This is a genomic window from Photorhabdus hindustanensis (genome assembly GCF_002968995.1).
Taxonomy (GTDB): domain Bacteria; phylum Pseudomonadota; class Gammaproteobacteria; order Enterobacterales; family Enterobacteriaceae; genus Photorhabdus; species Photorhabdus akhurstii.
In genome coordinates this window covers 36234-60573 of the sequence record NZ_PUWT01000028.1, presented here as the reverse complement: position 1 = coordinate 60573, position 24340 = coordinate 36234, and the positions used below count along the sequence as shown (strand labels likewise).

Genomic DNA, 24340 nt, shown 5'->3' with positions numbered 1-24340 from the left:
TTATATTATGTTTGACAACTAATCCAACTAACCATACTAAATTCGTCAAGACACTATCTCTCCTAAAGGATAAATCATGATTAATTTAGATATTAACGAACAAAACAAAATTATGGTTGTCAGCAGCCATGTATTTAGTCCGACGACTGCGAATGGTCGTGCTTTTACAGAGTTAATCGAAGCATTAAAAAAGAACAATTTCGCTGTTATCCTGGCTGCTACATTCCAAGATGGCATAGCCACAGTTTCTTCTGATTCTTCACTATGCTGTATTTTTGTTGATTGGACTTCAGGAGATAATAACTACGAATCTCATAAACAAGTCTTAGAATTACTGAAAGAAATACGCAAACACAATACAACCATTCCGGTATTGTTGACCGCGGAATATTCCAGCATCGACACGCTGACACTTGAAGTCATGGGATTGGCAGATGAATTCGTCTGGATGCTTGAAGATACGGCTGGATTTATCGCTTCTCGCGCCGGTTCGCTAATTAAGAAATATCACGCTCAATTATTACCGCCTTTTACTCGTGCATTACTGCAATACACCCAAGAATCACCAGAATATTCCTGGACTGCTCCTGGACATCAAGGCGGTGTCGCACTGACTAAGACGGCGGCAGGAAGAGAATTAATTAATTTCTTTGGGGAAAATCTATTCAGGAGCGATATTGGCATAGAAAGAAAAATACTTGGTTCACTGCTAGATCATACCGGTGCTATCAAAGAGTCAGAAGAATATGCCGCAACTATTTTTGGCGCCCACCAAAGTTATTGCGTTCTTAATGGCACTTCGGGTTCTAACCGTATTATCATGGGCGCCATTATTGGTGAGAAAGAGATTGTTATATGCGATCGCAATTGCCATAAATCTATTGGACAAGGTTTAATCATGACCGGAGCTTTGCCCGTATATCTCATTCCTCAACGCAACCGCTATGGCATTATCGGTCCGATTCCTAAAGATCAATTTCAACCAGAATATATCCAACAACTCATTAATAAACACCCACTAAAAGAGTGCTCAGTAGACAATAAGCCTGTTTATGCGGTCATCACCAACTGTACTTACGATGGAATATGTTATCACGCGGAACAAGCACAAGATTTACTCGCAAAAAGTGTTGATCAAATTCACTTTGATGAAGCTTGGTTTGCTTATGCTCGTTTTAATCCTATGTATAAACATCGTTACTCAATGCGTGATGACCCAAAGGATTTTGGCAATAATGGCCCGACAATCTTTGCCACTCAATCCACGCATAAGATGTTGGCGGCGCTATCACAATCATCGTATATCCATATCCGCAATGGTAAAAAACCCGTTGAACATTCCCGTTTCAACGAGTCTTATATGATGCACTCCACAACTTCACCGCTATATTCTCTTATCGCCACTAATGAAATTGCAGCGGCCATGATGGATGGTCCACAGGGGCAAAGATTGATACAAAACGCTATTAATGAAGCCGTAGACTTCCGTCTGACATTAGCAAAAATCCATCATCAATTTAAACAAAAAGATGATTGGTTCTTCTTACCTTGGAATGCCAGAGAGATTATCAGCGCAGATAGCGGTAAATTAATTCCCTTCCATGAAGCAAACAGAGAACAATTGGCAACGGACCCTTCCTGTTGGGTATTAAAAGAGGGAGACAAATGGCATGGATTTACCAATCTATCAGAAGAATGGTGTCTGCTAGATCCAACAAAAGTTGGTATTTTATGCCCAGGCATGAATGACAATGATGAATTGCTGGAAAATGGCATTCCAGCCGAAATTCTTTCCGCTTATCTCAGTCAGCATGATATTGTGCCGGCACGTACCACCGATTTTATTGTTCTTTGCCTGTTTTCTATCGGCGTCACCAAAGGTAAATGGGGAACATTGATTAATGTATTATTAAATTTCAAGAAACATTATGACGCTAATACTTCACTTAAACAATGCTTACCAAAACTCGCGAAGCAATACCCTGAATATTACGAAAATATGGGACTCAAAGATATTTCGGATAAAATATTTGGGTATATAAAAGAATATGAAATAGATATTGAGCAAAAGAAATCATTTAGCCAATTACCTGAGATAGTGAAACTCCCCCGACAAGCACACCTTGATCATATGGGAGGCCGTACTGAACATCTACCACTTAATGAACTGGCAGGGCGCATATCGGCTGTTAGTGTCATTCCTTATCCACCAGGTATACCAATCATCCTACCGGGAGAACGTTTTGGTGATCAACATGCCCCCCGGTTACAATATATTCGCCAGATCGGTGAATGGAATAACAAGTTCCCAGGCTTTGAAAAAATCCTGGAAGGCGCAGAGATGATAAACGGCGAGTACCATATCTGGGTACTAAAAGAGTGAATCAAGAATGCCTATTGATTGTCTTCCTGCTGTTTTCTGGCGGCTTTTAATGCTTTATGTTGTTGCCGACGTTGTTTGAAAAAAGCACTCAACATCGTCGAACATTCCTCAGCAAGTACGCCGCTGGTAATATCAATTTGATGATTCATGCCAGGATAGCGCAATATATCAACCAAAGAACCTACGGCGCCAGTTTTCATATCACTGGCGCCATAAACCAGCCGCTGTATTCGGCTATGTATCATGGCACCAGCGCACATAGTGCAAGGCTCAAGCGTGACGTATAAGGTGGTATTTATCAAACGATAATTGTGTAACTGTTCTCCCCCTTTGCGTAACGCAATAATTTCGGCATGAGCGGTAGGATCATGCGCGATAATAGACTGATTCCAACCTTCCGAGATGATTTTATTATCAGCAACCAATATAGCACCAACAGGTATTTCCCCCTGCTCCCACGCCTTTATTGCCCGTTCAATGGCCTGCTGCATCCAATATTCATCACTATATATTTCAGTCACTACGGTATCCCATTTGATTACATCAGGGACAATTATAACGATTTGTTTTACTTGTTTTCCAGATATATTTTCTTATTAATCCATTGGGAATATACACCCGAGATTATTTTATATATTTATTGCTGATAAAACACCCAGAAAATTAACAACTAAATATATAATGCAATTCTATCTTATGACATTTTTATATTTCCTTTAAATCAATTAAAATCCGATTGCAAGATATTGTCCAACTACATAGGCATCAGCAGATAATTTGATTTCATTTCCAAGATAATCGAAAGCTTTACCAGCTACCCAAGCGTTAAAACTATTCAATGTTCCGTTGGATAATGCAGCCATTGGAAGTGCCCACCCACCACCATCTGTCATAAAAACCCTCAAGCAACTATAACAGCCATGAAAAATATAATTAAAGCGAAATCATAAGAATCAGAGATAAAAATTATACATATAAATTTTTTTATTTTTCCTGCCACACCTTTTATCTCAACCTCCAATATAAATCTTTCCATATATAAACCATCAAAGATAGTTAGTAGAAACAAAACATTAATACCTTAGGTATATTTTCGATTAAAAATATTGACTATTTATTACTACCAATTACATATAAATAATTAACATCTTAAATTATAAATTAACGGACACTATCTTTACAACAACTCAAGGTATGGTCTATAAATACATAACCTAATTTGAGGAAAGTATATGAGTCTCAAAAATGATTTTAAGAATTTTTCTACTAGCAATAATGCTAATGTAGTAAATCAAGAAAAATACGAAAAAATCCTGAGTTTGTATTCTGAGTTTCTACCAGATAATGTCCCCACTCATTTATTAAATAAGGTATTACGTCGATCGTCAACAATAGTCTCTGTTGTGGCTAATTTCATCACGACACAATCTGGTGATCGTGTTCTCGATAATGGCGATATCACTAAACTCAACACTCAATTAAATAGAGAGTTAGAACAAAAAATCATAACTAAAATTTCCAATTACGCATTGGAAAAATTAAAAAATATTGCAGATATTCCTAATAAAAATGTACTTGTGAAAAACCGAAACTTATTGGAAAAGTTAATTCCGGTAGGTGTATCACCTCTTTGGCCGACTGACATACCACCAAATGGTGGGTGAAATGTAATGGAACGATCTTCGATAAAACTTTATATCTAAAATTAGCGGAAGTTTGTCTTAGTGGCAAGTTACCTATATAAGGGCATCAAAGCCACATAACCTAGCGTTTAACTATACGATGAGGGCAGCATAATGAGCACGTTGGTACTTGACGAAATCCCGGTAGGAATACCACTTCCCTGGCCGGCTGACATACCACCAAATGGGTGGGTGAAATGCAATGGAGCAATCTTTGATCAAACTTTATATCCAAAATTAGCGCAAGCTTATCCTACTGGTAGATTACCTGATTTACGTGGTGAATTTATCCGGGGCTGGGATGATGGGCGTGGGGTGGATCTTGGCCGATATCTATTATCCTGGCAACTGGCAGATATTGCTCCACATAGTCACAGAGTTGTTCGGATGTGGTCCCACTCAAATGGTGGAACCGATGGGGTGGGTGCGGCAGGCCGTATTCTCAATAGTGTCTACCAAAACGTTAACTACGGCATTGATCCGCGCGGACTAGGTATCGCTATCGGTATGGGATCTGGTGGTTACGGTTACATGGATAATGTGATTGCCGCTTCAACGGGAATAGAAACACGTCCACGAAACGTGGCATTTAATTACATTGTGAGGATTGCATGATGAATAAAGCTGTACTGGATAAAAATAATATTGCCATCAGTGCCGGAAGTATCGTTGTATTTAATTACGATGCGATTACGCTGGAATATTTAAACAGTTCTGATGAGTACCTTCCCGTTGGTATCGGCCTTCCTGCTAACTCCTGCACAGACGCACCACCTAAAACCCAAGAGGGATATATCGCTTGTCGTTCACCTGATTTAACCGGCTGGCAAATGGTACCAGATTATCGAGGGAAAATAGCTTACAACATCCAAACTGGGGAACAGAAGGAAATCATTGAACCGGGTGAATTACCAGAAACGCTGACATTCAAACAACCAAGCACCGATTTTGATAAGTGGGATGGCGAAAAATGGGTAACAGATATTGAAGCTCAAAAAGCCAATCAGATTAAACAGGTAGAACAACAACGTGTTATTCTTCGCCAGCAGGCAAATGAAGCCATCATTTTATTACAATATGCTATTGAGACTGAGATGGCCTCAGACGCAGAGAAAGCATTATTACTTGCCTGGAAGAAGTATGTGGTATTACTGAGCCGTATTGATACCTCAATGGTTTCAGATATTGAGTGGCCACAAATACCAGAATAATACAATTATCAAGACTAGACATTATTCTATCCCCGATCTTTTTTCAGTGATAATAATGACTATTTTGACCGGCTGATTTCCTATGCTTTTGGCGTCTCAATCCGGTCAAATATGATTTATAATTAGAATTATGGGCTGCATGGCAGCCCTTTTTTTATTTTATTTTTCAGGAGATAACATCTATATCTATGGAAAAAACATAAAAAAAATATAATAACCTAACCAATAGATAAAATAATAATACTTTCGTAGCTGCTATTTTTACACCCTGTATTTTAATAAAACTTGTGAAAACCATTATTAAAATTGCCGGAAGAAATAAGATAAAATAATTTTCAGATATAAAACATAAACATCTTGAATATCCTTTCGATTACAATATGTTAAACAATTTATTGTCATCAGTCATACATAAATAATCAATCGCTTAAGTTATAATATAATCTTATTATCCTCTTTTTGGAGTAGACTATAATTGAAATCAATCTCAAAAAATTACCTATACTATAACTCAACATGCTAATTATAACAGAACATTATTTTATTTAAGGAAAGTGTATATGAGTCCCAAGAATGATTTTAAAGCTTTTTCTATTAATAATAATGCCAACATAGTGAGTCAACAAGAATATGAAAAAAGTCAGAATTTACAAACCGGGTTTCCACCAGAAGATATTACTACTCATGTGTTAAATAAAGCATTACGTCAATCATCAACAATAGCCTCAGCCGTGGCTGATTTTATCGCGACACAATCTGGCGATGATGTTCTGGATGATGGAGATATTGTTAAACTCATCACACAATTAAATAGAGCGTTAGAACAAAAAATTATCACTAAAATTTCCAGCTCCGCCTTAGAGAAAGCAAAAAATGGCGCAGATATTCCTAATAAAAATGCATTTATGAAAAACTTAGGTTTACATGAAGCTGCAAAACGGGAAATAGGAACTGGCGTTAATCAAGTTCCAGATATGTCGTTTTTCAACGCAAACCTAAGTTCTACCGGCTGGCAGAAATTACCTTCGGGTTTAATTGAAATGTGGGGGTTTGTACTAGTTCACGGCTATGGTTCTATGGAGGCCGGGTATTTAAATAATTTCCCAATACCATTTCCGAACGCATGTTTAAATATTGTGTTAGCTAACGGTGGTTATAATCCTCAAGATTCTGGAATATGTTCAGTACACGTAGTAGATCGGAGTCAATTCCGATGTTATAGAAGCCCTACTAATCATCCTACGCCTGTTGGCGCGTATTTTAGGGCGATAGGATTTTAATTTAATAAAAATCAACTTGCCATGTTCACTTAATTAGCATGGCAAAAAATCATGAACAATAAGAACCATGCATTTAACGCATTAAATAAGGAATCACTTTTACAATAATTCAATATATTATCTATAAAGTTTATCACTTAATTTAAGGAGTATACTATGAATCCTAAAAATGATTTTAAGGCTTTCTCTATTAGTCATAACGCCAATGTAGCAAGCCAAGAAAAATATGAAGAGAGTCAAAATTTGAAGACTGGGTTTGAACCCGATGGTATTACCACCCATATATTAAATAAAGCATTACGTCAATCATCCACAATATCCTCTGTAGTTGCTAATTTTATCGCGACACAATCTGGCAATGATGTTCTGGATGACGGAAATATAGAGAAACTCAACGCTCAATTAAATAATGCTCTGGAACAGAAAATGGCACCAAAGGTTCCCGATGCCTCATTAACTCAGAAAGGTATTGTTCAGCTTACCGATGTGGTTGGTAATAGTAATTCACTCGCTGCAACTCAGAAGCTTGTTTCTGATGTAAATGATAATGCTAACAATAAATTAGCCAAAAACCAAAATGGGGCAGATATTCCCAATAAAAACGAGTTTGTGAAAAATCTCGATTTGTTGGAAACCGTCAATTTGGCGAAAAACGCTGTACCGAATAGCAGGAGAATTAACGGCAAAGCGCTAACTGAAGACATCAATCTGGTAGCCGGAGATGTGGGGGCGTTTTCACGTGCGGAAGTTGACGAGCGATATCAAAAGAAAGGCCCTAATCAGTGGTGGCGGAAAATAGGAGCCGGTGGAGACAAAGGAAGTAGCATATCACTGAGTCAGGATATACGAGGACGATGTATATATTTACGTACTGTTAGCCAAGGTATATTTTTACCTTTACAAATGCCTCCGATCGATAATATTTTGGTTGGTACAGGGTATGGTTCAAAAGGATGGCTCGTTGTGCATTCGTCAGATGCAGGGCTGAGGTTATCTATAGTAAACCAAGAGGATTGTCCTGATATTACAGAAATTTATATTGCTGATTAAAATTATGGGCTGCATAGCAGCCCTTTTCCCATTTTATTTTTTAGCAAAAAATTTATTCCTCTATTTGATATAAATATTTATCTATATTTATCGAACAAACAAAAAAATATAATAATTCAATCAACAGACAAAACAATACTATTTTCGTAACCACTATTCTGACACCATCTATTTTAATAAAACTTGTTAAAACCGTTTGAAAATTGACAAAATAGACAAGATAAAATAATTTACAAATGTAAAATAAAAAACTTTGAATATGCTTTCTATTACAAGACGTTAAACGATTTATTACCGTCAGCCACATACAAACAATCAATCGATTGATTAATAATGTAATCTTATTATCCTATTTTTGGCGTAGACTATAATTGAAATCAATCTCGATAAATTACCTGTACTATAACTCAATATGTTAATTATAAAAGAATATTATTTACTTAAGGAATATATGTATGAGTCCTAAGAATGATTTTAAAGCGTTTTCTACTAGCAATAATGCTAATGTAGCCAGTCAAGAAATATACGAAAAAAGTCCGAATTTACAAACTGGATTTCCTCCAGAAAATATTACCTCTCATATATTAAATAAAACATTACGCCAGTCGTCCACAATAGCCTCTGTTGTCGCTGATTTTATTGCGACAGAATCTGGCAGTGATGTCTTAGATGATGGTAATATAGCCAAACTCACTACACAATTAAATAAAGCGTTAGAAAAAAAAAATTACAACAAAAATTCCCGACGCCTCATTAACACAGAAAGGTATTATTCAGCTTACAAATGTGGTTGGCAATAGCAATACACTGGCTGCAACTCAGAAGCTTGTTTTCGATGTAAATGATAACGCCAATAAAAGACTAGAAAAAACGCAAAACGGCGCGGATATTCCAAATAAAAATGCGTTTGTGAAAAACTTAGGTTTAAATGAAGCGGCAAAACGGGAAGTGGGAACCGGAGTTAATCAAATTCCAGATATGTCATTTTTCACCTCAAACTTGGTTCAGAATGGTTGGCAAAAATTACCCTCAGGTTTAATTGAAATGTGGGGAATAGCAATAGTTTCTCTCGGTGGAAATCCTAATGGCGGATATATTAATAACTTTCCAATACCATTCCCAAATAAATGTTTTAGCATCACGTTAACTCACAATGATTGGGACCCCGGATCAGCAGGAATATTCGGGGCATCCGTATTAAATCAAAGTCAGTTCAAATGTTATAGAAGTTCTACCCCTTATGCACTTGATGTTTATACCTATTTTAGGGCAATAGGATATTAATTAAAAACAATTAATTCATTATGATGATTATTTAATTAAATTTGGCAGAGAATTATGAACGATAAAAACTATGTATTCAGTGCATTAAATAGAGCATTTTATCCACTATTATTACAACAGAATTATATTGAAGCTGGCTCATGGCCAAATGACCCTTTACCTGTAACTGATAATATATTCAATGAATTTTCAGGAATCCCACCCATAGGAAAAATACTTTCCTGTGGTGAAGATGGTCTTCCTTGCTGGGAAGATATCCCACCACCAACAAAAGAGGAATTGATATTTATAGCGGAAAGCCAAAAAACACAATTTATATCTCTTGCAAATGAAAAAATAACTCCACTTTTTGATGCAAAAGAACTTGATATAGCAACAGACGAAGAGATGCTATTACTCAAAGAATGGAAAAAATACCGAGTGATGCTTAACCGGGTTGACACTTCAAACGCACCAGAAATTGACTGGCCAATTAAGCCATTATCGTAATTAACAAAAAGACCGGGATTCAAACAGAACCCGGTCTTAATTATTTTATTATTGCTGATGCTACAATGATAAATATTCTGTCATCATACAACCCATTCTCCGTCAATATTTATTAACTCATGCGACATTAGTTACATTACCCATCATCGAAATTTAATTTCCAGAATGAACCTTTCAATCTGAAAATTACTTAAAATGGCTTCCATAAGAGGAAATTAATCATTTCGATATATTTTCAATTAAAACATATTGAATTATTTATTACCTAAAATATACGAAAAATAATTAACCTCATAAGATATAAAGATATTTAATTATTTCTTATCATCTCTATACTATAAATATTGATAAATTACCTCTACAATAACTTAAGATATTATCTATAAAACTCACCATTGAACTTCAGGAAAATATATATGAATCCCAAAAATGATTTTAAAGCGTTTTCTATTGATAATAACGCTAATGTAGTGAGCCAAGCAATATATGAAGGAGAGCAAAGTTTAAAAACTGGGTTTACAGAAAATGATAGAATTTCCCGTCATGTATTAAATAAAGCATTACGTCAGTCGTCAACTATATCCTCTGTCGTAGCTGATTTTATCGCGACAGAATCTGGCAGTGATGTTTTGGATGATGGTAATATAGCCAAACTAACTGCACAATTAAATAAAGCGTTAGAACAAAAAATTATAACTAAAATTCCCGATTTCGCATTGGAAAAAGCAAAAAATGGGGCAGATATTCCTAATAAAAATGAGTTTGTAAAAAATCTCGGTTTATTGGACTTATTATTAGCAGGTACTCCTCTGTTTACACAAGGGGGTAATTTCATGACTTTTAAAATTCCATTTTTCATCGGATCAGAGAGAAAATATATCTTATTCCAATCTGTATATGCAAAGGCTCCCAGTTTAGGTAACGAGGGAACATTCACTATCACATACCCAATTGCATACTCTTATGAACCTCATGCTATACTTTCCAGCATGGGAGGATATATCAGTGGAGGTAACTATGGTGAAGGAGCTGAAATATTAAAAATCAATAAAGAAAACCTAGTAATAATATCACACTGGCAGTCTCGTGATACAACCTTTCCGCCTGTACGCATATTTGTAGTAGGGATATCTAATAACTAACTTTCAACGCTAATAGTTGTTATCTATCTCACATTTTATAATTATTTTGATAAAACCCCAGAAATTAACTGGCCAATTGCTCCATTATCGTAATTAACAAAAAGACCGGAATTCAAACAGAACCCGGTCTTAATTATTTTATTATTGCTGATGCTACAATGATAAATATTCTATCATCATACAATTCATTCTCCGTCAATATTTGTTAACTCATGCAACATTAGTTACATTATCCATCATAGAAATTTAATTTCCATAACAAACCTTTCAATATAGAAATTATTTAAAATGGTTTCCATAAGATAAAATTAATCATTTCGATATGTTTTCAATTGAAATATATTAAATTATTTATTACTTAAAATATACGAAAAATAATTAACATCATAAGATATAAAGATATTTAATTATTTCTTCTCATCTCTATACTATGAGCGTTGATAAATTACCTCTACAATAATTTAAGATATTATCTATAAAACTCACCATTGAACTTCAGGAAAATATATATGAATCCCAAAAATGATTTTAAAGCGTTTTCTATTGAAAATAACGCTAATGTAGTGAGCCAAGCAGTATATGAAGGAGAGCAAAGTTTAAAAACTGGGTTTCCAGAAAACGATAGAATTTCCCTTCATGTGTTAAATAAAGCATTACGTCAGTCATCAACTATATCCTCTGTCGTAGCTGATTTTATCGCGACAGAATCTGGCAGTGATGTTTTGGATGATGGTGATACCGCAAAACTCACTACTCAATTAAATAGAGCATTAGAACAAAAAATTATAACTAAAATTTCCGACTCCGCATTAGAAAAAGCACAAAACGGCGCAGATATTCCCAATAAAAATGCGTTTGTGAAAAACTTAGGTTTAAATGAAGCGGCAAAACGGGAAATAGGAATTGGGGTTCATCAGATTCCAGATATGTCGTTTTTCACCGCAAACTTAGCTCAGGCTGGCTGGCAAAAATTACCTTCAGGTTTAATTGAAATGTGGGGAATTGCACTAGTTAACGGTAGTTTATCTACTAACGCCGGGTATTTAAATTATTTTCCAATACCATTCCCGAATAAATGTTTAAATATCACATTAACTCATTCTGGCCATACTCCTGAAGCAGCCGGGATATTCTCAGTAATGATAGAAAATCAGAGCCAGTTTCGATGTTTTAGAAGTCCTACCGGTTTAGATGCTGATGTTATAGCATTTTTTAGAGCAATAGGGTATTAATTTTATAAAGCATGACCGATTAACCCATTATCGTAATTAATTAATAAAAGGCCGGCATTAAGACAGAACCCGGCCTCAATTATTTTATGAATAAAACAACCTGAGACTCATTGCATCGAATGTAACAGAGTGGCTATCACCGCCGATGTGAAAAACAAAAGATGCTATTATGTAGTACTAGACTTATATCGTGCTAGACTTCGTTTTTCCATGTAATTTATACTATGTAGCAATGCAACCAGTGTGTAATAGAATGGAATAAGAACCGGCGATAACACACTAAATATAAAGTGAAGAAAAAGTTAATTTATTGAAATGTCGTTATTAATCAAAAAAAGCTGTATCAATTGTGATATGTGTGAACCCGAATGTCCCAATCAAGCAATATCAATGGGAGATGAAATCTATGAAATCGATTCTGAGCGTTGCACCGAATGCATCGGTCATTATGATACTCCAACCTGTCACTCAGTCTGTCCGATAAATAATACTATTATTACCGATCCAGACCGACAAGAAACAGAAGAACAACTGTGGGATAAATTTGTGTTACTTCATCATGCAGATAAAATCTGAAATCAACGCTCAAGAATAACGGTCGCACAGGCATAGCGACGCTCATCAGCCAATGTCACATGCAAGGAGGTCGCCCCCAATTGCTGAGCCAACGCTGCGGCCGCACCATAGAGTCGCAAAATCGGTTTTCCCAGTGCATCATTGACCACTTCAAACTGGTTAAATGCCAGCCCATTACGGATACCCGTTCCTAATGCCTTTGCTGCGGCTTCTTTTACCGCAAAGCGTTTAGCCAAAAAACGAACCGGTTTTTCATGTTGCTGATATTGTTCCCATTCTAATTCACTGAGAATGCGTTTTGCCAAGCGCTCGCCTGAGCGCTCGACAACCCCTTCAATACGGGCAATTTCAACAATATCTGTACCTAACCCAATAATAGCCATTAACGGCGAGCTTTCCGCATTTGGGTTTTCATATCTGCCACAGCAGCGGTCAAACCACTGAATACCGCACGTCCAATAATGGCATGACCAATATTCAACTCATAAATTTCTGGCAGAGCAGCAATACGTTGTACATTATGATATGTCAGCCCATGACCCGCATTCACCGTTAGACCTTTACTCGCTGCATAAGTCGCCGCTTCTTTAATACGATGAAACTCTTTTTCCTGTTCTACTTCATTTTCCGCATCGGCATAAGCACCAGTATGAATTTCAATGAAAGGTGCGCCAACTTCACTAGCCGCATCAATTTGTCGATGTTCCGCATCAATAAATAACGAGACAAGAATACCCGCATCAGATAGACGCTTAACCGCCGCAGCAACCTTATCTTTCTGACCAATAACATCTAAGCCCCCTTCTGTTGTCACTTCCTGCCGCTTTTCAGGCACCAAACAGCAAAATTCAGGTTTAATACGACAGGCAATATCCACCATTTCATCTGTCACGGCCATTTCAAGGTTCATCCGAGTCTGGATGGTTTTCTTCAACAATTCTACATCCCGATCGGTAATATGACGGCGATCTTCACGCAAATGAATGGTAATACCATCGGCTCCCGCTTGTTCCGCAACAAAAGCCGCTTGAACCGGATCAGGATAATTGGTACCGCGGGCATTGCGCACCGTCGCAATATGATCGATATTAACGCCTAATAATACTTCAGCCATATTTATCTCCTGTAGTCATATTAGAATATGACAAGTTTACACTTTCCATCTTGAAGAGAAACAAATTCATTAATTTTCTTTCTTTTCTGGCTTCTGATGTACAAACTGCCGAAATAATTCACGACTTTTTAAAGGTTTGCCACCCAGATAAGGTTTTAATGCAATACGTGTGAAACGCTTTGCTGCCTTTAATGTCGCAGAATCAGGGAATTCACGAGTCGCCAGTGATTTTAATTCGCGTCCGGTAAAACTGTAATGATCAACAACCAAACTAGCGATAAATCCTTTTTCTTCTCTATAACGGTAGGTCATCGTGTCAGCTACAGGTTCACCACTGCCCGCACAATGAAGATAATCAACGCCATAACCAAGATTTGCCAGCAACGCTAGTTCAAACCGACGTAATGCATATTCCGGTGTATATTCACTGGCGGCAAGAACTTGCAAGCATTGGAGATAATCAAAGAACAAGGCGGGATAAGCCGTTCCCTGTTCAAGCACTCTTGACAACAATTCATTGATATATAAACCGCTGTACAACACACTGCCGGTAAGAGGAAGGGCCAGGGAGATAGGATCTGCATCGCGCAGCGTTTTAATTGCCCCCCGCCCACTCCAACGAACCAGCAATGGGGTAAAGGGCTGCAAGCAGCCTTTTAAATTGGAACGACGGCTACGCGCACCTTTTGCCAACACGCTAATTCGCCCTTCATTTTCAGTGAATAGATCCAGTAACAGACTCGTTTCACTGTAAGGACGCCCATGAAGAACAAAAACACGTTGCCAACCGTCCACAGGGATGCCTTATTTCAAATCATCGACGTAACCCAAGCTACGTAACGCTCGCTCATCATCAGCCCAACCCGCTTTAACTTTAACCCACAGTTCTAAGTGGATTTTTACATCAAACAGCCTTTCCATATCCTGACGGGCCTCAATACCAATGGTCTTGATTTTACTGCCTTTATTACCAATAACCATTTTCTTCTGGCCTTCACGCTCAACCAAAATTAAGCCGTGGATATTGTAACCACCACGCTCATTCGCCACGAACTGCTCAATTTCAACCGTGACAGAATATGGCAATTCATCACCAAGAAAACGCATAAGCTTTTCTCGGATGATTTCAGAAGCCATAAACCGCTGAGAACGGTCAGTAATATAATCTTCCGGGAAATGGTGAGTCGCTTTCGGTATATATCCGCGCACAATTTTGGCAATCGTATCAACATTCATGCCTTTTTCAGCGCTCATGGGGACAACATCAAGAAAACTCATCTGTTTACTGAGAAAACCAATATGTGGCAACAAACTGGTTTTATCCGTCACGTTATCCACTTTATTGATAGCCAGTAAAACCGGACAACGCAGATTACGCAGTTTGTTCAGTACCATTTCGTCATCCGGGGTCCAATGAGTCCCTTCGACAACAAAAATAACCAACTCCACATCACCGATAGAACTGCTGGCCGCCCGGTTCATCAGCCGGTTAATCGCCCGTTTTTCTTCAATATGTAATCCCGGCGTATCCACATAAATAGTCTGATAAGCCCCTTCAGTATGGATACCCATAATACGGTGACGGGTCGTTTGCGGCTTACGAGAAGTAATAGATACTTTTTGACCTAAAAGCTGATTCAGCAACGTGGATTTCCCCACATTAGGCCGTCCAACTATTGCAACAAATCCGCAATAGGTTTCTTGTTCGCTCATTCAAGCTCCAGTTGTTTTAATGCTTGCTCAGCCGCTGCCTGTTCCGCTTTGCGACGGCTAGAGCCTGTTCCTTTAACTGGCAGTTCGATACCACTCACTTGACAGTGAATAGTAAATTCTTGGTCGTGAGCTTCACCACGAACCATAACAACCAGATATGACGGCAGAGGCAGATGATGCCCCTGCAAATATTCCTGTAAACGGGTTTTCGGATCTTTCTGTTTGTCGCCAGGACTGATTTCATTCAAGCGGGTTTCGTACCATCTCAGGATAATTCTTTCAATAGTCTGAATATCACTATCAAGGAAAATCGCACCAATCAATGCTTCGACGGTATCAGCCAGTATTGATTCACGACGGTAACCGCCGCTTTTCAGTTCCCCCGGCCCTAAACGAAGGCATTCACCTAATTCAAATTCCCTTGCTAATTCAGCCAGTGTATTACCACGCACCAATGTGGCGCGCATGCGGCTCATATCCCCCTCATCAACACGAGGAAAACGATGATACAACGCATTGGCAATAACAAAACTCAGGATTGAGTCACCAAGAAATTCCAGCCGCTCATTATGTTTACTGCTGGCACTACGATGAGTTAACGCTTGTATCAGCAGATCATGCTGCTCAAAAGTGTACCCCAGCTTACGCTGCAATCTGTTAATTACGATGGGATTCATGTGCTACCAATATCGGTCAGAATTCGTCAAATAAAAACGCACACGCAACAGACCTGTTACAGAAACCCCTGACAAAACTGTTGCGTTTGCACTGGCCCCTTATAGGAGCCAGTCATTAAGTTTGAAAGGACATTCTACACTGTGAGTAAAATTAATGCTTCGCTAATATAAAAATATTAATTAATTCCACCAATACGGCTGAAGCGAACTCCGGTAGGCCATTCCCCTTCCTGTTTTTCAAAACTCATCCAGATGGCGGAAGCTCGACCAACTAGATTCTTCTCAGGGACAAAACCCCATACACGGCTATCAGCGCTATTATCACGGTTATCACCCATCATAAAATAGTGGCCTTCGGGCACAATCCACATTCCCTCTGGCAAGCCAGGTTGACGGAAATTAGGCACCGATAATACACCTGGAATCTCCAAAATATGGTGAGTTGCCGCGCCCAAATTTTCAATCCGTTCACCCTGCCGCATACTGTAAGGCGGCAACGTTTCTTCAACGGGGATTTGGAAAACACCTACCTTCTTCAGACTTTCACCCTTGGAATCGACACCATACTGCTGCATTGTCCACTCACTTGGGAATAGTGAACCGTAAGAAACCGGTAATTCTTCCTGACAATTCCCTGTTTTGCTGCAATTAGAAAAAATACGCAGCTCTTTCTTTGCCGGATCATAAATAATTTTATCGCCCGGTAAACCAATCACCCGTTTGATGTAGTCAAAACTGGGGTCCAACGGGTATTTAAATACGGCAACATCACCACGCTTTGGTTCGCCGGTCTTAATCAATGTTGTTTGAGTGATAGGATCTTTCAGTCCGTATGAATATTTTTCCACCAGAATGAAATCACCAATCAATAAAGTTGGCATCATGGAACCCGATGGAATCTGAAAAGGCTCATAAACAAAAGAGCGCAGGATCAGAACCACGGCTAACACAGGAAAAATAGATGAACAAGTATCTACCCATGTTGGCTTGTTAATAGTCTCAGCCAGATGCTCCTGATCCATTGTACCTTCAGTCAACTCTTGCAATCTGGCAAGTTTTTTCTTGCGCGCTGGTGCCCATTTGAAACGATCAATACACCAAATAATGCCGGTGACTAACGTTGCCAACGTTAGGATCAGGGCAAAAGTGTTAGCCATTTAGACTCCTTACAAGCTTATTAATTGTCTTTACCAACATGAAGAATGGCTAAGAAAGCTTCCTGTGGTAACTCAACGTTACCCACTTGTTTCATACGCTTCTTACCCTCTTTCTGTTTCTGCAATAGCTTTTTCTTACGGCTGACGTCACCACCATAACACTTCGCCAAGACGTTTTTACGCAATTGCTTCACTGTTGAGCGAGCAATAATATGATTACCAATCGCAGCCTGAATTGCGATATCGAACTGCTGACGAGGAATAAGTTCTTTCATCTTCTCCACCAGCTCCCGGCCACGGTACTGCGCATTACCACGGTGAGTAATCAACGCCAATGCATCAACTCGTTCACCGTTAATCAATACATCCACACGAACCATATCAGATGACTGGAAACGAGTGAAATTATAATCCAGTGAAGCATAACCGCGAGAGGTAGATTTCAATCGATCGAAGAAGTCCAAAACCACTTCTGCCATCGGTATTTCGTAAGTCAGTGCAACCTGTTTACCGTGGTAAACCATGTTGGTTTGCACCCCGCGTTTCTCAACACATAAGGTAATGACATTCCCCAAGTACTCCTGAGGCAACAACATATGGCACTCAGCAATTGGTTCACGCAGCTCTTCAATATTATTCAACGGTGGTAGTTTAGAGGGGCTATCCACATAGACAATATCACGGCTAGTTGTCTCCACTTCATACACAACCGTTGGGGCCGTGGTAATAAGGTCGAGATCATATTCACGTTCCAGGCGTTCTTGAATAATCTCCATATGCAACAGACCAAGGAAACCGCAGCGGAAACCAAAACCCAATGCAGAAGAACTTTCTGGCTCATAAAATAGTGAAGCGTCATTCAGACTCAATTTACCTAGTGCATCACGGAACGCTTCATAGTCATCAGAACTAACAGGGAACAGCCCTGCATAAACTTGCGGCTTCACTTTTTTAAAGCCCGGAAGTGGTTTTTCCGCAGGTTGACGGGCCAATGTCAAGGTATCCCCGACAGGCGCGCCAAGAATGTCTTTAATTGCACAAACTAACCAGCCCACTTCGCCACAATCTAATACATCACGATCAACACGCTTAGGGGTGAAAATGCCTAGACGATCGGCGTTATACACCTGACCGGTACTCATCACCTTGATTTTATCACCCTTACGTAAAGTGCCGTTTTTAATCCGCACCAAGGAGACAACACCAAGGTAATTATCAAACCATGAGTCAATGATAAGAGCCTGTAATGGCGCATCAGGATCGCCTTCCGGCGCGGGAATCTCTTTAACCAAGCGCTCAATGACATCTTGTACGCCGACACCCGTTTTGGCTGAACAACGCACTGCATCAGTAGCATCAATACCGACGATATCTTCGATCTCTTCCGCTACACGCTCAGGCTCTGCCGCCGGCAAATCGATTTTGTTCAGAACAGGAACAACTTCTAGATCCATATCCAACGCGGTATAACAGTTAGCCAGCGTCTGGGCTTCCACTCCCTGTCCCGCGTCAACCACCAGCAACGCCCCTTCGCAGGCAGCTAGTGAGCGGGAAACTTCATATGAGAAATCAACATGCCCCGGCGTATCGATAAAGTTTAATTGATAGATTTGCCCATCATTCGCCTTGTAATCCAAGGTAACACTTTGGGCCTTAATGGTGATACCACGCTCACGCTCAAGATCCATTGAATCCAGCACTTGTTCTGCCATCTCACGATCTGTTAAGCCGCCACAAATTTGAATAATACGGTCAGATAACGTCGACTTACCGTGGTCAATGTGAGCAATAATGGAGAAATTTCGTATTTGCTTCATTATAAATATTTTTCTGCCTTGATATTTCTGAGTCATTCGCCTAATGGACACACGAGGGACATAAAGCGACGGTTTATTAGGTCGGCCACCGGCCTGAAAGGCTGTATTCTACATGCCAAATCCACGAAAACCTAGTCATGCCTGCGGCTTTAGAGTATGAGTTTTAAACGTTTTGGATGATTAAAATAGATTTATTCCCGACGCTGAATGTGAATGGCATCAGGAGGCAAGCCGATTTGTAAAACGACAGGTTGATATTCCAGCCGATTATCCCAGTAAGTGGCGATTCTGCGGGCAAAGAAGAATCCTAATGCGCCTCCTAAAACACCGCCACAAAACACCCACAATTGATTGGTTACCCATAACTGAAAAAGTACCCCACCGAGGAATAACCCAATAAGCGGAGTCAGATAAACCAGCAACGCCGAACGCAGCAAGCTCCCTTCCGGGATACCAACTTCCACTTTTTGCCCCGGTTGCAACGGTTGTAAAATCTCCAGTTCAAGCTGATGTATGCCATCAGACCCTAATTTATTAAGTAAATAAGAACCACACGTTGCTCGCGCCTGACAACTGCCACAGCCAGAAGAGGAACCATAACGTAATAATGCCCGTCCCTGTTGCCAGTGAATTACTGTTGCCCACTCTTTGACCATCAGTCAGCTCCTATAAATGCGACGCCAGCGGCGACACGCTTGGCGGTTGCCAATGGTAGTTCACCAATAATTGTCACCTCATTTGCTCCACGTATCACACTATAAATCGTTCGAGGCCCACCACGGAAAGGATATTCCAACTTACCGGTTTTATTAGCGTTAGTCACATTCACAGAAAAGCTAAATAAGCCATCGCTAAACATAATGGATTCAAGTGAGTCACTATTTGACAATTTACGACGATTACGTGAAACCTCAACGAAACCAGCCGGCAATTTACCCACTTTCCAATTGAATACGACCTTCTCTGACGGTGGAATGACCAGCATTGGCGGCATATTTAAGCGAGTAATCACACTCATTGCATCATTGATGCCCCCACCGATGGTGGAAGAAACCACCCTAAATTGTTCAAGTGCCTCACTATCACGATCAAGTAAATCAATACGTAATGGTAAATGAGTCTCTTCGTCGATTAGTAAAATATAATTATAACGCACTTCATCTTTTGAGGTGATACGTACAACCCTACAAGGCCGATCACCGATATGGGTACGACCAGCATCAATAAAATTGTAGTATTTTTTCAACTGATTAAAGTCAGCAAAAATGACGGCCGGTAAATAATCAATAATATGATTACCGCTAAGACTGAAAGCATCCAATCCGGGTTCAAAATAACTGATCTCATTACCACGCTGGACAATCTCCCGACGAGAACCATCCATCTGCATAATCTGAGCAATTGGAATATCATCGATAACGGCATGGCGATAACGAACTGAGACGATAGACTGCTGGTTGAGATTAATAAAAGCAAGCTCATAAGTCAGAGACTGAGTAGCATTTCCCATCTCCTGCAACAAAACCTCAGCGCTGCTAAGCTGCGCCGAGGCTTGTAAAGGAGCAAACAAGCAGCCTGCCAGCAAACAGACGGAAAACCAAATACGTTTCATTACTGCTATTGTGTTCCTAAAGATTGCGTTCCGGGAACCGGAATAGCAACCTGTGGTGAAATTCCCCGTTCGTCATTTTGCTTAAAATGCACACGGCGATCGAGTTCATATTGTTGCAGCATGATGTTAATACGCTTATTACGTTCCTGCATTTGAATGCGCTGATCATTGCCAAACAGATCATCACCGGAAGGCACTCCCAAACTCACCGGAGAAGCCGATCCCATCATTGGCAAAGTGTTAAATGCGGGCGTATCAGATTGATATTCAAGATCCTCAACACTATGGCTGTTGTACTGCTGTACACCAACCAATACTGCCAGCGAGACACAGGCTGCAACACTCACTTGAACCATTTGACTCACCCAAGGGCGAAGCTTTTGCCAGAACGGCATTTTTTGCCAGCTCTCTGGTTCAGGTTGGGATTCAGGAATAGCCCCAGCAATGGAATGAACTGGCTCTTTTTCAAGCGCCAATGCAACCCGACTAGCAATATCCAGATGCAATACTTCTGTCACATCACCGCGCAATGTGTCACGGATCAAGTGGTAATTTTCCCAGCGTTTCTGCATTACAGAATCTTTAGACAAAATACTAACGACTTCACTATCAAGAGTTTCGCCATCCATCAATGCGGAAAGTTTTTCTCTTTGCATGTCAAAGTACCCTTCAGTATTGTTCCACTATTTTTAATTTTAAATCAGTGGTTGAATGTTATCATCAATGGCTTCCCTTGCACGGAAGATGCGGGAACGAACCGTACCTACCGGACAATTCATAATGGTAGCTATTTCTTCATAGCTTAACCCATCTAATTCCCTCAGCGTTATTGCTATTCGCAAATCTTCGGGAAGAGATTCAATGGTGCGGAAAACCACCTGCCTCAATTCTTCTGACAACATTAAGTTCTCAGGGTTCGAAATTTCTTTTAATCCATTCGAAATTTCATAATTTTCTGCGTCACTGGCATCCAAATCACTGGACGGCGGACGGCGCCCTTGAGCGGTCAGATAATTCTTCGCAGTATTTACTGCTATACGATACAACCAAGTATAAAAAGCACTATCACCACGAAACGAAGCCAATGCCCGATAGGCTTTAATAAATGTTTCCTGAGCAACGTCAGGAACATCACCCTGCGGAATATAGCGGGATAAAAGACTCGCCACTTTATGCTGATATCTGACTACCAGTAGGTTAAACGCCTTTTGGTCACCTGTCTGCACTCGCTCAACCAGCATTTGATCCGTTAACTGCTCGCTCATCCGAGGTTAAATCTCCCGAAGCAAAGCTCCACATTGATATTTACTGAACTAACCATGATGTCCTATTCCCAAGCAAGCATGGCTTTGAGTAATAAAATTCTGCGAAGTTCAATTTCCGCCATCATTTTGTTGCAATCATCGCCTTTCTCATATCTGATAGGCTAACATGATTTTTACCCATCTTCTTCATACATCATCAATTATGCAATCATTATTCTCACAACATTACAGCGATGTACTTATTATCGGCAGCGGTGTCGCCGGCCTATCTCTGGCTTTACGGCTGGCCTCACAATATAAAGTCACTGTATTAAGTAAGAGTATTCTCAGCGAAGGGGCATCCTATTATGCACAGGGCGGTATCGCCGCTGTATTTGATAAAACGGATAGTATCGCATCTCATGTTGAAGATACCCTTATCGCCGGAGCTGGACTTTGCGATAAAAGCGCTGTTGAGTTTATCACCAGCAATGCCCGTCCTTGCGTGCAATGGTTGGTTGATCAAGGTGTTATGTTTGATACAGAAACTAGCGAAGAGGGAGAAACACAATATCATCTGACTCGCGAAGGTGGTCACAGCCATCGTCGTATTCTGCATCATGCTGATACAACGGGCAAAGAGGTAGAAACGACACTGGTTGATAAAGCGATGTCTCATCCGAATATCACGGTGAGAGAGCGCTACAATGCGGTTGATTTAATTACTTCAAATAAGGCCCGGTTAGATGGCGAGAACCGAGTCGTCGGCGCTTATATCTGGAACCGTCAACAAGAACAGGTGGAAACTTATCGCGCTAAGGTCGTGGTACTGGCAACAGGCGGTGCGGCTAAAGTCTATCAATATACGACAAATCCCGATATCTCATCCGGTGATGGCATTGCAATGGCATGGCGCGCGGGCTGCCGTATCGCCAATCTGGAATTTAACCAGTTTCACCCAACCTGCCTATTCCATCCTCAGGCACGCAATTTCTTGTTGACAGAGGCCCTGCGAGGTGAAGGGGCATATCTGAAACGACCGGATGGTAGCCGTTTTATGCCTGATTTTGATGAACGTGCTGAACTGGCCCCTCGCGACATCGTAGCGCGAGCAATTGACCATGAAATGAAACGCCTTGGTGCTGACTGTATGTTTCTGGATATCAGCCACAAACCAGCGGATTTCATTACCCAGCATTTTCCAATGATTTATGAAAAATTGCTGACACTGGGCTTTGATCTAACAAAAGAACCGATCCCAATCGTTCCTGCTGCCCATTACACTTGCGGTGGTATTGTTGTCGATCACCAGGGACGCTCTGACCTCGACAACTTATATGCTATCGGTGAAGTCAGCTATACGGGCCTACACGGTGCAAACCGTATGGCGTCTAATTCTCTGCTGGAGTGTCTGGTGTATGGTTGGTCTGCTGCGGAGGATATCCAACAACAGATTGAAAAAATAGAAGAAATACCGCAACTCCCCTTCTGGGATGAGAGCCGTGTTGACAATTCAGATGAACAAGTCGTCATTCAGCACAACTGGCACGAATTACGTCTATTTATGTGGGATTACGTCGGTATTGTACGTACAACCAAACGCCTGGAACGAGCACTGCGCCGTATTAATATGCTGCAACAGGAAATTCACGATTATTATTCCAATTTCAGGATTTCTAACAATCTGCTGGAATTACGAAATCTGGTGCAAGTCGCCGAATTAATCGTGCGTTGTGCGTTAGAAAGGAAAGAGAGCCGAGGTCTGCATTTCACACTGGATTATCCCGATTTACTGCCAGAGTCAAAACCAACGATTTTGACACCCTGATCTTTGCTGGCAAAACCTCTGCATGACCACGCTCCGGCGTGGTTCTTTCAATAACTCAATAAATAATTCAATAATAGAGATAGAAATCCGTCACCAACTGCTGAAATTCTTGCGTATATGCACCGTCTGGCTGACGAATAATCAATTCACTTATTAAGCGGTTTTTTTCCTTACGGGAAAATGCCAATAACACCCGATGCAATGGTTTGCCTTTCCTGTCGCGAATATTGACCCGATGATGAGAAAACCAGCCCAGACGACATGCTATTGTTTCAAATTCCTCACCAATGGCATATGGCAATACCACACAAAACAGACCATCCGCTGTAATCAACTTCTCTGCATATTGCAATAACCGCCGGTGAGTCAGCGACCCCGTATAACGAGCCTGTTCCCTCGCCTCATTTCGACAAGCAACAGCCGGCTCAAAATAGGGAGGATTACTGACAATTAAGTCATAACATTGCGAATACTGTTCAGCGAAATCACCAATATCCTGCTGATAAACATCTATTTTTCTCTGCCAGGGAGATTGTTCTGCATTATCTTGCGCCTGCAATGCAGCCGCTGTATCCAGCTCCACTGCGTCAATTTTGGTATTCTCATCCGTACGCTGCGCTAACATCAACGCAATGAGTCCACTACCACAACCGATATCCAAAATCGCTTTTTTATCACTCACCGGAGCCCATGCTCCCAATAAAACGCCATCAGTCCCAACTTTCATCGCACACCGATCATGACCAACAAAAAATTGCTTGAAAGTAAATCCATCCCGGCGTAAAAGTCGTTTCTGTTTCAAATTAATAACCTATATCTATTTAGCACAATAAATTTCGCTACAGGATA

The 24340-nt window shown here is 40.2% G+C and carries 25 protein-coding genes and 1 pseudogene; 12 read left to right on the top strand and 14 right to left on the bottom strand.

Features of this window, described 5'->3' with window-relative positions:
- The first annotated feature begins 76 nt into the window (after positions 1-76).
- Positions 77-2383 carry an Orn/Lys/Arg family decarboxylase gene (locus C6H66_RS11710; RefSeq protein ID WP_105395678.1) on the top strand — a complete coding sequence of 769 codons (2307 nt, stop codon included), beginning with the start codon at positions 77-79 and terminating at the stop codon, positions 2381-2383.
- A gap of 11 nt (positions 2384-2394) precedes the next feature.
- Here the strand turns inward: C6H66_RS11710 and tadA are convergent, their stop codons facing one another.
- Together tadA and C6H66_RS25940 are read right to left on the bottom strand one after the other, a co-directional pair.
- Complete coding sequence (gene tadA, locus C6H66_RS11705) at positions 2395-2904, bottom strand: tRNA adenosine(34) deaminase TadA (RefSeq protein WP_046395852.1); 510 nt, start codon at positions 2902-2904, stop codon at positions 2395-2397.
- Positions 2905-3108: 204 nt separating this feature from the next.
- On the bottom strand, positions 3109-3276 hold the full coding sequence (locus C6H66_RS25940; protein WP_160297009.1) for a hypothetical protein: 168 nt from the start codon (positions 3274-3276) through the stop codon (positions 3109-3111).
- A 339-nt stretch (positions 3277-3615) separates the two neighbouring features.
- On the opposite strand from C6H66_RS25940, the gene C6H66_RS25935 reads away from it, so the two are divergent.
- From C6H66_RS25935 to C6H66_RS11655, 10 genes and pseudogenes are all read left to right on the top strand, one after another.
- Positions 3616-4047 (top strand): hypothetical protein, encoded by a 432-nt coding sequence (locus C6H66_RS25935; RefSeq protein ID WP_052739441.1) that lies wholly within the window; start codon positions 3616-3618, stop codon positions 4045-4047.
- 132 nt (positions 4048-4179) lie between these two features.
- The gene (locus tag C6H66_RS11695; RefSeq protein ID WP_046395853.1) at positions 4180-4680 is read left to right on the top strand and encodes a phage tail protein; all 501 of its coding nucleotides are present in this window, start codon (positions 4180-4182) and stop codon (positions 4678-4680) included.
- Positions 4677-5276, top strand: coding sequence for a tail fiber assembly protein (locus tag C6H66_RS11690; protein ID WP_105395676.1), 600 nt, complete (start codon positions 4677-4679; stop codon positions 5274-5276). Before C6H66_RS11695 ends, C6H66_RS11690 begins: the two co-directional genes overlap by 4 nt.
- Positions 5277-5836: 560 nt before the next feature.
- On the top strand, positions 5837-6556 hold the full coding sequence (locus C6H66_RS11685) for a gp53-like domain-containing protein (RefSeq protein ID WP_105395675.1): 720 nt from the start codon (positions 5837-5839) through the stop codon (positions 6554-6556).
- 156 nt (positions 6557-6712) lie between these two features.
- Positions 6713-7606, top strand: coding sequence for a phage tail protein (locus tag C6H66_RS26770; protein WP_248000662.1), 894 nt, complete (start codon positions 6713-6715; stop codon positions 7604-7606).
- A 455-nt stretch (positions 7607-8061) separates the two neighbouring features.
- Positions 8062-8890: pseudogene (locus tag C6H66_RS11675) on the top strand (phage tail protein).
- 54 nt (positions 8891-8944) lie between these two features.
- The gene (locus tag C6H66_RS11670) at positions 8945-9379 is read left to right on the top strand and encodes a tail fiber assembly protein (protein ID WP_105395674.1); all 435 of its coding nucleotides are present in this window, start codon (positions 8945-8947) and stop codon (positions 9377-9379) included.
- A 416-nt stretch (positions 9380-9795) separates the two neighbouring features.
- A complete protein-coding gene (locus C6H66_RS26765; protein ID WP_246593328.1) occupies positions 9796-10521 on the top strand; it encodes a hypothetical protein in 726 nt (241 codons plus the stop codon).
- A gap of 509 nt (positions 10522-11030) precedes the next feature.
- The gene (locus C6H66_RS11660) at positions 11031-11753 is read left to right on the top strand and encodes a gp53-like domain-containing protein (RefSeq protein WP_105395673.1); all 723 of its coding nucleotides are present in this window, start codon (positions 11031-11033) and stop codon (positions 11751-11753) included.
- Positions 11754-12068: 315 nt separating this feature from the next.
- The gene (locus C6H66_RS11655; RefSeq protein ID WP_046396032.1) at positions 12069-12329 is read left to right on the top strand and encodes a YfhL family 4Fe-4S dicluster ferredoxin; all 261 of its coding nucleotides are present in this window, start codon (positions 12069-12071) and stop codon (positions 12327-12329) included.
- A gap of 2 nt (positions 12330-12331) precedes the next feature.
- Here C6H66_RS11655 and acpS read toward each other — a convergent pair whose 3' ends face one another.
- The 11 genes from acpS to rpoE all read right to left on the bottom strand — a co-directional run bounded on the left by acpS (position 12332) and on the right by rpoE (position 21684).
- Positions 12332-12712, bottom strand: a complete 381-nt coding sequence (acpS, locus tag C6H66_RS11650) for a holo-ACP synthase (protein WP_011147524.1) — start codon at positions 12710-12712, stop codon at positions 12332-12334.
- Positions 12712-13443, bottom strand: coding sequence for a pyridoxine 5'-phosphate synthase (gene pdxJ, locus C6H66_RS11645; RefSeq protein ID WP_040149407.1), 732 nt, complete (start codon positions 13441-13443; stop codon positions 12712-12714). The genes acpS and pdxJ overlap by 1 nt, the downstream gene beginning before the upstream one ends.
- Before the next feature lie 69 nt (positions 13444-13512).
- A complete protein-coding gene (recO, locus tag C6H66_RS11640) occupies positions 13513-14238 on the bottom strand; it encodes a DNA repair protein RecO (RefSeq protein WP_105395672.1) in 726 nt (241 codons plus the stop codon).
- Positions 14239-14247: 9 nt separating this feature from the next.
- A complete protein-coding gene (era, locus tag C6H66_RS11635; RefSeq protein ID WP_046396034.1) occupies positions 14248-15156 on the bottom strand; it encodes a GTPase Era in 909 nt (302 codons plus the stop codon).
- Positions 15153-15833: a ribonuclease III gene (rnc, locus tag C6H66_RS11630; RefSeq protein WP_036777800.1), complete on the bottom strand. Its 681-nt coding sequence runs from the start codon at positions 15831-15833 to the stop codon at positions 15153-15155. The genes era and rnc overlap by 4 nt, the downstream gene beginning before the upstream one ends.
- A 176-nt stretch (positions 15834-16009) precedes the next feature.
- Positions 16010-16990: a signal peptidase I gene (lepB, locus tag C6H66_RS11625; protein ID WP_036777802.1), complete on the bottom strand. Its 981-nt coding sequence runs from the start codon at positions 16988-16990 to the stop codon at positions 16010-16012.
- Between the two features lie 20 nt (positions 16991-17010).
- Complete coding sequence (gene lepA, locus C6H66_RS11620; protein WP_046396036.1) at positions 17011-18807, bottom strand: translation elongation factor 4; 1797 nt, start codon at positions 18805-18807, stop codon at positions 17011-17013.
- Positions 18808-18998: 191 nt separating this feature from the next.
- Entirely contained in the window at positions 18999-19463 is a 465-nt protein-coding gene (gene rseC / locus C6H66_RS11615) for a SoxR-reducing system protein RseC (protein ID WP_036777804.1), read from the bottom strand.
- Positions 19463-20419 (bottom strand): sigma-E factor regulatory protein RseB, encoded by a 957-nt coding sequence (rseB, locus tag C6H66_RS11610; protein WP_036777806.1) that lies wholly within the window; start codon positions 20417-20419, stop codon positions 19463-19465. The genes rseC and rseB overlap by 1 nt, the downstream gene beginning before the upstream one ends.
- A 5-nt stretch (positions 20420-20424) precedes the next feature.
- Complete coding sequence (gene rseA / locus C6H66_RS11605) at positions 20425-21075, bottom strand: anti-sigma-E factor RseA (RefSeq protein ID WP_036777808.1); 651 nt, start codon at positions 21073-21075, stop codon at positions 20425-20427.
- Between the two features lie 39 nt (positions 21076-21114).
- Positions 21115-21684, bottom strand: coding sequence for an RNA polymerase sigma factor RpoE (rpoE, locus tag C6H66_RS11600; protein ID WP_046396038.1), 570 nt, complete (start codon positions 21682-21684; stop codon positions 21115-21117).
- 166 nt (positions 21685-21850) lie between these two features.
- On the opposite strand from rpoE, the gene nadB reads away from it, so the two are divergent.
- Complete coding sequence (gene nadB, locus C6H66_RS11595) at positions 21851-23491, top strand: L-aspartate oxidase (protein ID WP_105395671.1); 1641 nt, start codon at positions 21851-21853, stop codon at positions 23489-23491.
- A gap of 67 nt (positions 23492-23558) precedes the next feature.
- Here the strand turns inward: nadB and trmN are convergent, their stop codons facing one another.
- Positions 23559-24293 (bottom strand): tRNA(1)(Val) (adenine(37)-N(6))-methyltransferase TrmN, encoded by a 735-nt coding sequence (gene trmN, locus C6H66_RS11590; protein ID WP_105395670.1) that lies wholly within the window; start codon positions 24291-24293, stop codon positions 23559-23561.
- Positions 24294-24340 lie beyond the last annotated feature (47 nt).

Coding starts and splice junctions, on each gene's coding strand:
- C6H66_RS11710 (WP_105395678.1), top strand. CDS start 77: ATGATTAATTTAGATATTAACGAACAAAACAAAATTATGGTTGTCAGC.
- C6H66_RS25940 (WP_160297009.1), bottom strand. CDS start 3,276: ATGACAGATGGTGGTGGGTGGGCACTTCCAATGGCTGCATTATCCAAC.
- C6H66_RS25935 (WP_052739441.1), top strand. CDS start 3,616: ATGAGTCTCAAAAATGATTTTAAGAATTTTTCTACTAGCAATAATGCT.
- C6H66_RS11695 (WP_046395853.1), top strand. CDS start 4,180: ATGAGCACGTTGGTACTTGACGAAATCCCGGTAGGAATACCACTTCCC.
- C6H66_RS11690 (WP_105395676.1), top strand. CDS start 4,677: ATGATGAATAAAGCTGTACTGGATAAAAATAATATTGCCATCAGTGCC.
- C6H66_RS11685 (WP_105395675.1), top strand. CDS start 5,837: ATGAGTCCCAAGAATGATTTTAAAGCTTTTTCTATTAATAATAATGCC.
- C6H66_RS26770 (WP_248000662.1), top strand. CDS start 6,713: ATGAATCCTAAAAATGATTTTAAGGCTTTCTCTATTAGTCATAACGCC.
- C6H66_RS11670 (WP_105395674.1), top strand. CDS start 8,945: ATGAACGATAAAAACTATGTATTCAGTGCATTAAATAGAGCATTTTAT.
- C6H66_RS26765 (WP_246593328.1), top strand. CDS start 9,796: ATGAATCCCAAAAATGATTTTAAAGCGTTTTCTATTGATAATAACGCT.
- C6H66_RS11660 (WP_105395673.1), top strand. CDS start 11,031: ATGAATCCCAAAAATGATTTTAAAGCGTTTTCTATTGAAAATAACGCT.
- C6H66_RS11655 (WP_046396032.1), top strand. CDS start 12,069: ATGTCGTTATTAATCAAAAAAAGCTGTATCAATTGTGATATGTGTGAA.
- acpS (WP_011147524.1), bottom strand. CDS start 12,712: ATGGCTATTATTGGGTTAGGTACAGATATTGTTGAAATTGCCCGTATT.
- pdxJ (WP_040149407.1), bottom strand. CDS start 13,443: ATGGCTGAAGTATTATTAGGCGTTAATATCGATCATATTGCGACGGTG.
- era (WP_046396034.1), bottom strand. CDS start 15,156: ATGAGCGAACAAGAAACCTATTGCGGATTTGTTGCAATAGTTGGACGG.
- rnc (WP_036777800.1), bottom strand. CDS start 15,833: ATGAATCCCATCGTAATTAACAGATTGCAGCGTAAGCTGGGGTACACT.
- lepB (WP_036777802.1), bottom strand. CDS start 16,990: ATGGCTAACACTTTTGCCCTGATCCTAACGTTGGCAACGTTAGTCACC.
- lepA (WP_046396036.1), bottom strand. CDS start 18,807: ATGAAGCAAATACGAAATTTCTCCATTATTGCTCACATTGACCACGGT.
- rseC (WP_036777804.1), bottom strand. CDS start 19,463: ATGGTCAAAGAGTGGGCAACAGTAATTCACTGGCAACAGGGACGGGCA.
- rseB (WP_036777806.1), bottom strand. CDS start 20,419: ATGAAACGTATTTGGTTTTCCGTCTGTTTGCTGGCAGGCTGCTTGTTT.
- rseA (WP_036777808.1), bottom strand. CDS start 21,075: ATGCAAAGAGAAAAACTTTCCGCATTGATGGATGGCGAAACTCTTGAT.
- rpoE (WP_046396038.1), bottom strand. CDS start 21,684: ATGAGCGAGCAGTTAACGGATCAAATGCTGGTTGAGCGAGTGCAGACA.
- nadB (WP_105395671.1), top strand. CDS start 21,851: ATGATTTTTACCCATCTTCTTCATACATCATCAATTATGCAATCATTA.